The sequence below is a fragment of the Duganella callida genome, from assembly GCF_004614165.1.
GTDB classification, from domain to species: domain Bacteria; phylum Pseudomonadota; class Gammaproteobacteria; order Burkholderiales; family Burkholderiaceae_D; genus Rugamonas; species Rugamonas callida.
Window position 1 is genome coordinate 1 of record NZ_SPVG01000052.1, and the last position, 11,097, is coordinate 11,097.

Annotated in this window: 11 protein-coding genes and 1 pseudogene; 3 read left to right on the top strand and 9 right to left on the bottom strand. The window is 63.4% G+C overall.

What is annotated here, in order from left to right; genetic code table 11:
- Both E4L98_RS30320 and E4L98_RS05535 read left to right on the top strand, forming a co-directional pair.
- Positions 1–205: hypothetical protein (locus tag E4L98_RS30320; RefSeq protein WP_205746665.1), on the top strand; the 205-nt coding region annotated here is incomplete at its 5' end.
- Entirely contained in the window at positions 175–1,110 is a 936-nt protein-coding gene (locus tag E4L98_RS05535) for an exopolyphosphatase (RefSeq protein ID WP_135200572.1), read from the top strand. The genes E4L98_RS30320 and E4L98_RS05535, both read left to right, overlap by 31 nt.
- 28 nt (positions 1,111–1,138) lie before the next feature.
- Here the strand turns inward: E4L98_RS05535 and E4L98_RS05540 are convergent, their stop codons facing one another.
- Positions 1,139–2,395, bottom strand: a complete 1,257-nt coding sequence (locus E4L98_RS05540; protein WP_135200573.1) for a nitronate monooxygenase — start codon at positions 2,393–2,395, stop codon at positions 1,139–1,141.
- Between the two features lie 140 nt (positions 2,396–2,535).
- The gene (locus tag E4L98_RS05545) at positions 2,536–3,021 is read right to left on the bottom strand and encodes a YajQ family cyclic di-GMP-binding protein (RefSeq protein WP_135200574.1); all 486 of its coding nucleotides are present in this window, start codon (positions 3,019–3,021) and stop codon (positions 2,536–2,538) included.
- Positions 3,022–3,176: 155 nt separating this feature from the next.
- Here E4L98_RS05545 and murB point away from each other — a divergent pair, with 155 nt between their 5' ends.
- Entirely contained in the window at positions 3,177–4,202 is a 1,026-nt protein-coding gene (gene murB, locus E4L98_RS05550) for a UDP-N-acetylmuramate dehydrogenase (RefSeq protein WP_135200575.1), read from the top strand.
- A 32-nt stretch (positions 4,203–4,234) separates the two neighbouring features.
- On the opposite strand, the gene E4L98_RS05555 is transcribed toward murB, so the two are convergent.
- From E4L98_RS05555 to E4L98_RS05585, 7 genes and pseudogenes are all read right to left on the bottom strand, one after another.
- Positions 4,235–5,143, bottom strand: coding sequence for a sensor domain-containing diguanylate cyclase (locus E4L98_RS05555; protein ID WP_167761282.1), 909 nt, complete (start codon positions 5,141–5,143; stop codon positions 4,235–4,237).
- Between the two features lie 64 nt (positions 5,144–5,207).
- Complete coding sequence (gene ppnP, locus E4L98_RS05560; protein ID WP_135200577.1) at positions 5,208–5,522, bottom strand: pyrimidine/purine nucleoside phosphorylase; 315 nt, start codon at positions 5,520–5,522, stop codon at positions 5,208–5,210.
- Between the two features lie 15 nt (positions 5,523–5,537).
- Positions 5,538–6,584, bottom strand: a complete 1,047-nt coding sequence (locus tag E4L98_RS05565) for a diguanylate cyclase (RefSeq protein ID WP_135200578.1) — start codon at positions 6,582–6,584, stop codon at positions 5,538–5,540.
- 10 nt (positions 6,585–6,594) lie between these two features.
- The gene (gene cheB, locus E4L98_RS05570) at positions 6,595–7,662 is read right to left on the bottom strand and encodes a chemotaxis-specific protein-glutamate methyltransferase CheB (protein WP_135200579.1); all 1,068 of its coding nucleotides are present in this window, start codon (positions 7,660–7,662) and stop codon (positions 6,595–6,597) included.
- Positions 7,659–10,034: a hybrid sensor histidine kinase/response regulator gene (locus E4L98_RS05575; RefSeq protein WP_135200580.1), complete on the bottom strand. Its 2,376-nt coding sequence runs from the start codon at positions 10,032–10,034 to the stop codon at positions 7,659–7,661. The genes cheB and E4L98_RS05575 overlap by 4 nt, the downstream gene beginning before the upstream one ends.
- Positions 10,031–10,714: a chemotaxis protein CheW gene (locus tag E4L98_RS05580; RefSeq protein WP_135200581.1), complete on the bottom strand. Its 684-nt coding sequence runs from the start codon at positions 10,712–10,714 to the stop codon at positions 10,031–10,033. Before E4L98_RS05580 ends, E4L98_RS05575 begins: the two co-directional genes overlap by 4 nt.
- A 12-nt stretch (positions 10,715–10,726) precedes the next feature.
- Positions 10,727–11,097 (bottom strand): annotated as a pseudogene (locus E4L98_RS05585) (CheR family methyltransferase); the annotation flags it as partial.

An 11,097-nucleotide genomic window follows, 5' to 3' on the forward strand; every position in this document is an offset into this window, starting at 1 on the left:
CGCCGATGATAGTGCTGCAACCAGTGTGAAAGTAGGTTATCGTCAAGCTAGTTATAAAGAAAAAGCCCGCCTGATCTGTGATCGGCGGGCTTTTTTGTTGTCGTTGCGAAGCATAGGGCTGTATGATTGGTCATCGCCTATTGGCGCTCTGATCAATCTACTAGAGGTCCATCCATGTCTGAAGCAAAGAAATATCGTCTGGTAACCCGTAGTGACTTTGACGGCCTGGTATGTGCAGTGCTGCTCAAGCACCTGGATATGATCGATGAGATCCTGTTCGTGCACCCCAAGGATATGCAGGACGGTAAGATCACCATCACCGACCGCGACATCACCACCAATCTGCCTTACGTGGCCGGCGCCCACCTGGCGTTCGACCACCACCTGTCCGAAACCATCCGCAATACCGGCGAGCGCAACAATCACGTCATCCATCCGGAAGCGCCATCGGCGGCGCGCGTGGTGTACGACTATTACGGCGGTCTGAAAGCCTTCCCGGCCGCGTGGGACGACATGATGGCGGCGGTCGACAAGGGCGATTCGGCGCGCTTCAACGAGCAGGAGGTGCTGCATCCGGAAGGCTGGGATCTGCTGAACTTCCTGATGGATGCGCGCACCGGCCTGGGCCGCTTCCGCGAGTTCCGCATCTCGAACTACAACCTGATGATGGACCTGATCGACGCCTGCAAGAACCACACGATCGAACAGATCATGGAGCTGCCGGACGTCAAGGAACGCAAGGACCTGTACTTCGAGCACGCCGAGAAGTGCAAGGACCAGATCCGCCGCTGCGCCACCGTGCACAAGAACCTGGTGGTGCTGGACCTGCGCAATGAAGAGATCATCTTTGCTGGCAACCGCTTCATCGTCTACGCGCTGTTCCCGCAGACGAATATCTCGATCCACGTGCTGTGGGGCCTGAAGAACCAGAACACCGTGTTCGCCACCGGCAAATCGATCCTGAACCGCACCTCGAAAACCAACATCGGCGCGCTGATGCTGGAATACGGCGGTGGCGGACATGAGAATGCCGGCACCTGCCAGGTCGACAACGAGCTGGCGGAAGAGGTCCTCGGCGCGCTGATCCACCGGATCAACTCCGACGGTTAAAAAAAAGCGCCTGCGGGCGCTTTTTTAATTAGAACTCTTTTTCGGGCATGGCGATGTGATCGTCGGTGCTGAACTGGTAGTCCTTGAACACGTGTTCCGCGCTCAGCAGCTGATACTCGCCATCGGGCTTCTTGAACGAGGTGTCCTTCAGCTTGTAGGTGTAGTGGCCGCAGGTCCAGCAGTTGAAGTTGCGCATGTGCGTGCACAGGCAAGTCTTGTCCATCACCGAGATGTTCTTGCTGTCGGGGTGCGCCAGCACTTCGCGGTTGTACGAGTTGATGTAGGCGCAGTTGCCGGTGGCATCCAGCAGATAGCCGTACGACTCGCAGCCCGGACGGATGCCGGCGCCGATCGCCGGCGTGTTCTTCAGCATACGCATCGGATAGCCGGTCGGCGACACGCCGTTGACGATGATGTCGTCCTCCGACGCCTTGAAGTATTCCTGCTTGACCTTGTCCGGCAGGCCGCATTCCTTGGTGACGGTGAAGCGGGTCGCCACCTGCACGCCGGCCGCGCCGGCTTCCAGGAACTTGACCGCGTCGGAACCGGTGAAGATGCCGCCGGCGGCAATCAGTGGGATATCCAGCTGCTCTTCCTTGAAGTAGGCCAGCAATTCCTGGGTGATCGTCATCAGGTCGTAGTCTTTCCAGTCTTCCAGGCCGAAGCCCAGATGGCCGCCGGCCAGCGGACCCTCGACGATCACGTAGTCGGGCAGACGGTTCAGCTTGGCGTTCTTGCGCAGGAAGATCTGCAGCGCGCGCACCGACGAGACGATGATGCCCAGCTTGGCTTCACGGAAGCGCGGGTGATCGGCCATCAGCGCGAACGAACCGAAGTGCAGGCCGGCCGACAGCGTGATGCCGTCGATGCCGGCGTCCAGCGCCGCGTTCAGACGCGTGCGCAGGGTTTCGCGCGGACCGTTCATGGTCAGCTTTTCCATGCAGTTCACGAAGATCAGACCCGGGCCTTTTTTCTGCTCCATGGTCCTGCCCAAGTGCAGACGCTGTGCCTGCGCCAGGCGCTCCAGGTCGAACTGCACCATGGACTTGTCCATGTTGTTGATGTTGTGCTTGTAGAGCTTGGTCTTATCCTTGACGAAGCTGGTGTCGAACTTGCGGTCCGACACGTCTTCCACCATCGCATCGGAGATATGGCCGATGCCGCCCAGGCGGGCCGCCTCCAGCGCCAGTTCGGAGGTCGAGATATCGACCCCCATTCCGCCGATCATGATGGGCACATATTCTTCATTGCCGAATCGCAGGCGGAAATCATCAACACGTTTCATTGCTATCCTTAGACTACCGAGGTTATTTGCGGTCGCGCGGTAGTACGCATGGTCGGAGCTCCGAGTCATTCTACTCCATGTGTGCTACAGCTTTGTGACGGGCGCGGCCAACGTAGCGGGGCCGCGCGCGCGGGCGGGGATCAGTCGCGGAAGTTATTGAATTCCAGCGGCAGGTCGGTGACATCCTTGCGCAGCATGGCGATGGCCGCCTGCAGATCGTCGCGCTTGCCGCCGGTGACGCGCACCGACTCGCCCTGGATGCTGGCCTGTACCTTCATCTTGCTGTCCTTGATGACCTTGACGATCTTCTTGGCATCATCGGACTCGATCCCATTCTTGACCTTGATAACCTGACGTACCTTGTCGCCGCCGATCTTCTTGACGTCGCCATCTTCCAGGAAGCGCACGTCGACCTTGCGCTTGCCCAGTTTGCCGATCAACACATCGCGTACCTGTTGCAGCTGGAAATCGGAATCGGCGGTCAGGGTCAGCTCGCGTTCCTTCTGTTCGACGGCGGCACTGGTCCCCTTGAAGTCAAAGCGCGTGGCAATCTCTTTCTGAGCTTGCTCGACACCATTTTTCACTTCGATCATATCGGCTTCCAAAACTACATCAAACGACGGCATAACTATTTCCTTATTTGTGTGGCATGCAGCAACATTAATCCGACTGCATCAAAGACTGACATTTTAACTGACATCGCGGTTTTCGCCGCCATACGCCCGCTGGTTTTTTACGTGTTTCGCTCTATAATCGATTAAATTTATTGTTGAATCCCTCCATGTCCGCGCCGTCTTCTGTCCTATATCAATTTCCTCTGGAATCGCTTAACACTTTCGGCATCGCCGCGACCGCCCGCGCGTATTTGCGCGTCACCAAAAAAGAGCAATTGCTCGGCATTTATGCTGATGGCGCCTGGGTTTCTTTAAAGAAGCTGATTTTGGGCGGAGGCAGTAATTTATTGCTCACCGGTGATTTTGACGGCCTGGTGCTGCATATGGCGCTCGAAGGCAAGGAGATAATCGGTGGCGACGACCAGCATCATTATGTGCGCGCGGCGGCCGGTGAAAACTGGCACGCATTCGTGCAATGGACGCTGGCGCAAGGTTTGGGCGGACTGGAAAACCTGGCGCTGATACCGGGCACGGTGGGCGCCGCGCCGATACAGAATATCGGCGCCTATGGACTGGAAATCAAGGATGTATTTCACAGCGTCAGCGTCTACGATCCGCATAGTGGCGAGACGCGCGTGATGAGCGGCGCCGAGTGCCGCTTCGGTTATCGCGACAGCGTATTCAAGCGGGAAGGCGGCCACCTGATCATCCTCGACGTGACCTTCGCCTTGCCGAAGCAGTGGCAGCCGAACCTGCGCTACGCCGAACTGGCGCAGGCGCTGGCGGAGCGGGGCATCGCCGCGCCGACGCCGCAGCAGGTGGCAGACATTGTGATCGCCATCCGCCGCCGCAAGCTGCCCGACCCGGCCGAGATCGGCAACGCGGGCAGCTTCTTCAAGAACCCGGTGGTGCCGGCGGCACAATGCGCGGCGCTGCTCGAGCGTTTCCCCAAGCTCGTGCATCACGCGCAGCCGGACGGCAGCGAAAAGCTGGCCGCTGGCTGGCTGATCGACCAATGCGGGTGGAAGGGCAAACAGCTCGGCAAGGCCGGCGTCTACCCCAAGCAGGCGCTGGTACTGGTCAACACCGGCGGCGCCAGCGGCGCGGATGTGGTTGCGCTGGCCCAGGCGATCCAAGCCGACGTGCAGGCGCGTTACGGTGTCCTGCTGGAACCGGAACCGGTATTTGTCTAGTCGGGGTCAGAGCTCAAAATCGGACCCCGACTTTACGGACGGGCGGCCTGCACCAGCTGGATCGCCGTGCGGGCGTCTTCGGGGTAGAGCGCGCTGCCGGTGTGGCAGGCGCTGCGCAGTTTGACGTCGGCGATGCCGGGCAGCCCGTCCGAGGTCACCGACAGGCTGATCCGGTGCAGCTGGCTGGTGACGATCGAACGCCGCGCCGCCATGTTGAGGATGACCGCGAATTCGTCGTGGCCGATGCGCGCCACCAGGTCGCCGGGACGGCATTCGCGCTCGATGCGCCGCGAGATCTCGGCCAGCGTTTCCGGGTGGTTGTCCAGCCCTTCGACGCGGATCACCGCCACGCCCATGCGCGCCGTGCCGGCGTGGTCGGCGCCAATCTTGGCCTGCAGCTGTTCGTAGAAGAAGGAGCGGTTGGCGGTGCCGGTGACCTCGTCCATGGTCAGGCGCTCGCGCAGCACGTTCGGGCCTTCCTGCCGCGCGCGCTGCATCAGCGCGGCCGTCATGTTGGCCAGCAGCTGGGCGATCTCCGCCTCGTTGTGGCAGAATTCGCGCGGCTCTGTCCACACCAGCTTCATCACCGCCACCGCTTCGTCGCCGGCGATCAGCGGTACGATCACCATCGCGCGCAGGCCGACCTTGCGGCAGGCGTCGCGGTTGACGCGCTCGTCGATCTCGCTGTCGGTGCACAGGCAGGCCGTGCGCGTGGTCAGGCAGCGCCCCGACAGGCTGTTCGCCACCGGCATGCGCAAGCCCAGCTGCGCCTCTGCGATGCCGCTGGCCGAGCGGTAGACGATGGCGTCTTCTTCGAGCAGCTCGACCACGGCGCCGTCGGCGTCGGTCAGTTCGACCGCCTTGGCGGAGGCGGCATCCATCACCGCGCTCAAGTCGTTGCCCAGGCCGACCAGCTGTACCTGGGCTTCGATGATGGCCAACAGTGTGTGTGCGGGTAGCGTCGTCATGGTCGTAAAAAAAGCAGACCGCAGTCTGCTTTTGAGTTTAGCCGAAGTGGCAGACGTAATCGAGGGTTTCCAATGTTTCGATGTCGAATTTGCTGTTGCCGGCCACGCTGAACTGCTGGCCGGCGCCGTAGGTTTGCCAGTCGCTGGCGCCGTCCGGCCGCACCTTGCAGACGCCGCCGACGATTTCCATGATTTCCGGCGCGCCGGTGTTGAAGGTCAGGCTGGACGGGAAGATCACGCCGACGGTTTTCTTGCTGCCGTCCGCCAGGATGACGGTGTGCGACACGCATTTGCCGTCGAAGTAGATGTTCGACTTCTTGACGACGCTGACTTGATCGATTTGAGCACTCATGCTGCGGTAGTTTCCTTAATTCGTAGTAGAGAGACCAGGCAGACTGTCCGCGCTCACCACGCGGTTACGGCCCCCATGCTTGGCGGTGTACAGGGCCTGGTCGGCTTGCTGGATCAGCTGCTCGACCGAGGACGCCGGCGACGGCACCACGCTGGCCACGCCGATCGACATGGTCACGCATGAGAACTCGGTGGTCGCCTGCGGGTTTTCGATCGCGAGCTGTTCCAGGTGGCGGCGGCATGACTCGGCCACGATCATGGCTCCGGTCAGCGGGGTCTCCGGCAGGATAATGGCGAATTCCTCGCCGCCGTAGCGCGCGGCCAGGTCGGCCGGGCGCTTCAGATGTTCGGTCAGGACAGCGGCCACCTTCTTCAGGCACAAGTCGCCCGCCAGGTGGCCGAAGCTGTCGTTATACAGTTTGAAGAAGTCGACGTCGCACAGCATCAGCGTCAGCGGCTGCTTGTCGCGCTGGCCGCGCTGCCATTCGAGGCGCATGGTGTCGTCGAAGCGGCGGCGGTTGGCGATGCCGGTCAGGCCGTCCAGCGCGGCCAGCTTTTGCAGTTCGATGTTGGCGTCGGCCAGCTGCTTCTGGCTCTCGCGCAGGAAACGGAACGCCTGGTCGCGCTGCAGCCGGCTGATGTGGGCGTTGGAGTGGTAGCGCACGCGCGCCAGCAGTTCCAGCTTGTCCGGCAGCTTGACCATGTAGTCGTTGGCGCCGGTGGCGAAGCTGTGCGCCTTGAGCTTGGGGTCTTCCTTGGCCGACAGCACGATCACCGGCACATGGCGCAGCGCTTCCTCGGCGCGGTACTGGGCGATCTGGCCGAAGCCGTCGATGTTGGGCATCACCAGGTCTTGCAGGATCACGGTGGGCTGCAGCTGCTGCGCCGTCTCCAGCGACCTGGTGGCGTCGGTCACGTAATGGAATTCGATATCGGGCTGGTCGCTGAGCATGCGCCGCACGGCTTCGACGATGATCAGCTGGTCGTCGACCAGCAGCACCCGTACTTTGAAGGTGGGCAGGACCGGTTCTTGAGCTGCTTCGATTGCTTGTGCTTCGGACATCAGGGTTCTCTTAAGTTGACGGGCGCGCGTTCCGTTCGGGAGCCGCGCCCAGATTGCCGCGCAAGACCGGTCCGATCTTCGCCAGCGGTAAAATCATCTGCGCCGCGTCCAGCTCCGCCGCGGCGCGCGGCATGCCGTACACCGCGCTGCTGGCCTGGTCCTGGGCGATGGTGGTCTGCCCGGCGCGGCGCATCGCCAGCAGGCCCTCGGCGCCGTCGCGGCCCATGCCGGTCAACAGCACGCCGATCGCTTCGCCCTTCCAGTGCTGGGCCACGCAATGGAAGAATACATCGACCGACGGCCGGTAAGCATACTCCTTCGGATTGGGATCGTAACGCAAGCGCAGGTTTTGATCCAGTTTCAGATGGTCGTTGCTCTTGGCGATGAGGACCACGCCGGCCGCCAGCTCGTCGCCTTCCTCGGCGGCGCGCACTGGCATCTCCAGCTGTTCGCCCAGCCAGCGGGCAAAGTTGTCGGCGAAGTGTTCGTCGATGTGCTGCACCACCACGATGGCGCAGCCGCGCGGCGGCCTCCAGCCGGCCAGCATTTTCGAGATGGCCACCGGGCCGCCGGTGGAGGCGCCGATGGCCAGCAGGGTGGTGACTTTTTCGATCTCCGCCGCCTCGGCGCCGGCGTGGACGCCGTTGCTGGCGGCGGTTCTGGGCATCATGGCCTGCGTGCCGCCGCTGTGACGTATCAGCTTGTCCATGGTGCGGATCTTGGCCAGCAGTTCGGTGTCGCCGCCGGGATGGCCCTGCAGCACCGGCGTGGCGGTGACGTCCAGCGCGCCGGCGCCCAATGCCCGGAACACCTGGTTGACGTTGTCCTGCGGGCGGCCGGTGACCACCAGGATGGCGCACGGGCTTTGCTCCATGATCTGGCGCGTGGCTTCCACGCCGTCCAGCTCCGGCATGTTCAGGTCCATCAAAATCAGATCGGGGCGGTTGTCGGCCGCCATGCGCACCGCCTCGGCGCCTGTGCGGGCGATCCACAGCACCTGATGCTCGGCGGTGCTGGCGACCACGCGCCGCAGCGCTTCGGCTGCCATGGCGACATCGTTGGCGATGGCGATTTTCATCGGTGTGCGTCCCCAATCAGGTCGGTGACCGCGTCCAGCAGCGTCTCGTCGTGGAAGCTGCCCTTGGTCAGGTAGTAATCGGCGCCGGCCGACAGGCCGCGGGCGCGGTCTTCGGGGCGGTCTTTGTAAGAGACTATCATGACTGGAACCTTGTGAAGATGTATATCTTTCTTGATCAAGGTTACCAGTTCGATGCCGTCCATGCGCGGCATGTCGACGTCGGTGATCACCAGGTCGTATTCGCCGCTGCGCACCACGTTCCAGCCGTCGATGCCGTCGATGGCGATATCGACCAGGAAGCCGCGGGTTTGCAGCAGCTTGCGCTCCATTTCGCGCACGGTCAGCGAGTCGTCGACCACCAGGATGCGCTTGGTCTTGCGGCGCTCGGCGGCATCGGACTTGGCCAACTGGTGCAAGCCGCCCTCGTGCAGCAGCTTGTCGATCGACAGCAGCAGGTCGGGCACGTCGAGAATCAGCACCGGCTCGCCGTTGTCGAGCAGGGCGGCCGCGGAGATGTCGCGCATCTTGCCGAAGATCGGGTCGATGGCCTGCACCGCCAGGCTTTGCTCGCCGCGGATGGCGTCCACCACCAGCGCGTAGCGGCGCGCGCCGGCGCCGATCACCACCACCGACAGCTCTTCGCCGCCGGCGTCGGTATCGCCCAGTTCCAGCACCTGCGCGGCCGAGACCAGGCCCAGATGCTCTCCGCCGAAGTCGAAGAACTGCTTGTTTTCCAGCGTGTGGATGGCCGATTGCGGCACCTTGATCACGCGCTCCACCTGCACGATCGGCACGGCGTAGGCCTCGCCCTTCACATCGGTGACCAGCGCGCGCACGATGGACTGGGTCAGCGGCAGCGTGATATAGGTGCGGAAGCCGACGCCGAATTCGGACTCGATGCGTACGGTGCCGTTCTGCGAGCGGATGGTTTCGTGCACGATGTCGAGGCCGACGCCGCGGCCGGAAATCTCGGTGATGCTTTCCTTCAGGCTGAAGGCGGGCAGGAACAGGAACTCCATCAGTTCGGCCTGCGACATGGAGGCGGCCATCTGCGCCGGCGCCATTTTGCGCTCGATCACGCGGGCGCGGATTTTTTCCAGGTTGACGCCCTTGCCGTCGTCGCTGATTTCGATGCTCAGCATGCCGGCGCGGTGCTTGGCCTCCAGCGTGATGGTGCCGGTGCCCGGCTTGCCGGCGGCGATGCGTTCGGCCGCGCTGTCCATGCCGTGGTCGATGGCGTTGCGCAGCATGTGGTTGAGCGGGCTTTCGATCTTGGCCAGGATGTCGCGGTCGACCAGCGTGTCTTCGCCGATGATGTGCAGCTGCACGTCCTTGCCGAGGCTGCGCGACAGGTCGCGCACCATGCGCGGGAAGTGCTGCACGCCGTCGCGGAAGGGACGCATGCGCATGGTCAGCACTTCGTCCACCATGCCCTGCGAGACGGCCAGCAGGCGGCGCTCGTAGGCTTCGATGTCGGCGATGTGTTCGAGCACGAACTGCTTGAGCGGGTGGGTCTTCTGCAGCGCCAGCAGGGATTTTTCCTTGAGGCTGGCGTCGTCGGTATTGGAGATGGCTTCGTGCAGCTGCTCGATCAGCGCGAACAGGCTGCTCTGGTTGCGCTTGTGGCGCTGCATGTTCTGGATCAGCGGATGCAGCTGGTGCGCGTTGATGCGCGATTCGCTGGCCAGCGACAGCAGTTTGTCGAAGCTTTGCGTGGCCTTCATCGGCGCGGGCGCGGGCTGGCGCGCGGCGGTGGCCGGTGCGTCGTCGGCGCCGTGGGCGGGGGATGTGACGGGCGTGGCCGGCGTCACCGGCTCAGGCTCCGCCGCAATGTCATTCCCGTGCACGCGGGAATCCATGCCGGGCATGCCGTCAGGCGCACTATCGACCGCCTGCGCGGGAGTGACGGGGGCGCGCGGCGCCGGCACGGGCGGCAGCAGGTCCACCGGCTCCGGCAGGAAGGCGATGGTGCCGATGGAATTCATCGTCTGCTTGATCTGCGCGCTGTTGGAGGCCAGCCAGCCATCGACTTGCGCATCCTGCAGGCGTGACAGCTGCAGAATCAGATCGACGCCGGCCAGCAGCACGTCGACGCGGTTCGGCGTCAGCGCCAGCTTGCCGTTCTGCGCGGCGATGAACGCATCCTCCATGCCGTGCGCCAGCTGCACCACCACTTCCAGTCCGACGATGGCGGCCGCGCCCTTGATCGAGTGGGCCGCGCGCATCATCGATTCCACCGCGCCGGCGTCGTCCTTCAGGCGCTCCATGGCCAGCAGGCCGTCGGTCAGGATCTGCGTCTGGCTGTCGGCTTCCATGCGGAACAGGTCCAGCATGGAAAACTGGCTCAGGTCTCCACCGTTATCCTGGCTCATCGTAAGGTTCTCGCGAGTTGGTGGCCGATCAGCGCCTCATCCAGCACGCCGATGCGCATGTCGTCATGCGTGATCACGCCGGTGAGGAAGCGGGACAGGCCCTTGTTGATGGTGGCGGCCGGCGCCTGCATGGCGCTGCTGGCATAGCGCAGGATGCCGTGCAGGTCGGCGACCGGCAGCGCGTAAGCCTGATCGTCCCACTTGGTCAGCAGCAGGCGCGCGAAGGTGTGGCGATGTGTGGCCGCTTCGCCTTCGCTGTCGTCGATGCCCAGCAGGTCGGCCAGCGACATGCACGGATACAGCGTGCCGCTGACGTTGACGACGCCGCGCAGGCCGCGCGCCGAGCGATGCGGCAGCCGATGCGGCTGGGCGATCGGCGCCACCGAGACGAACACGCGCGTCGGCAGCGACAGCCACTCGCGGCCGATGCGAAACACCAGGCAGGAGGTGTCCTGCTGCTGGCTGTCGCTGGCGGCCTGGCGGAAGTGCGCGGCCCATTCCCTTTTATATGCGTCGCTGACGGGACGCTGCAGGTTTTGCAGCGCGGCGTTGGCATAGACTTCGCAGTTGCGGCAATGGACCACCTGCTGCAACCGTTCGCAACTCTGATCGCCGTTGACGCCGATCACGTTCCAGCAGTCGCGCAGGCCGGCAATGGGGGAGGTGATGGTGGTGCTCATGATCGCTCGCCTTTAGGATGCCTGCTGGCGTTTGTAGATGCGTGCGGCGCGCGCCTTGAGCGCGGCGGCGCCGGCGGCGTCGTGGTTGGCTTCGGCCAGCAGCGCCAGGTGGCACAGGGCTTGGTAGTGGTCGGGCTGCAGGTAGATGCAGCGGCGCCAGTATTCTTCTGCCATATTCGGTTTATTGGTCATCTCGTTCAGCAGGCCGAGGATGAAATAGGCCTCGGCCGCGTCGGGTTGCAGCGCCAGATGATCGCGGCACTTGCCCTCGGCCGCCTTGACGTCGCCGAGGTCGGCCAGCCGGCGCGCCTCGGCCAGCAGATTGCCGGATTGGCCCGCGGCGGCTGGCGCAGGCATCGCGCTGGCCGGCGGTACGCCGGCAC

Excerpts from the sequence above, each read along its gene's own strand:
- E4L98_RS05565 (WP_135200578.1), bottom strand. The coding sequence starts at position 6,584 with ATGTCCGAAGCACAAGCAATCGAAGCAGCTCAAGAACCGGTCCTGCCC.
- E4L98_RS05535 (WP_135200572.1), top strand. The coding sequence starts at position 175 with ATGTCTGAAGCAAAGAAATATCGTCTGGTAACCCGTAGTGACTTTGAC.
- E4L98_RS05545 (WP_135200574.1), bottom strand. The coding sequence starts at position 3,021 with ATGCCGTCGTTTGATGTAGTTTTGGAAGCCGATATGATCGAAGTGAAA.
- E4L98_RS05575 (WP_135200580.1), bottom strand. The coding sequence starts at position 10,034 with ATGAGCCAGGATAACGGTGGAGACCTGAGCCAGTTTTCCATGCTGGAC.
- ppnP (WP_135200577.1), bottom strand. The coding sequence starts at position 5,522 with ATGAGTGCTCAAATCGATCAAGTCAGCGTCGTCAAGAAGTCGAACATC.
- murB (WP_135200575.1), top strand. The coding sequence starts at position 3,177 with ATGTCCGCGCCGTCTTCTGTCCTATATCAATTTCCTCTGGAATCGCTT.
- E4L98_RS05540 (WP_135200573.1), bottom strand. The coding sequence starts at position 2,395 with ATGAAACGTGTTGATGATTTCCGCCTGCGATTCGGCAATGAAGAATAT.
- cheB (WP_135200579.1), bottom strand. The coding sequence starts at position 7,662 with ATGAAAATCGCCATCGCCAACGATGTCGCCATGGCAGCCGAAGCGCTG.
- E4L98_RS05580 (WP_135200581.1), bottom strand. The coding sequence starts at position 10,714 with ATGAGCACCACCATCACCTCCCCCATTGCCGGCCTGCGCGACTGCTGG.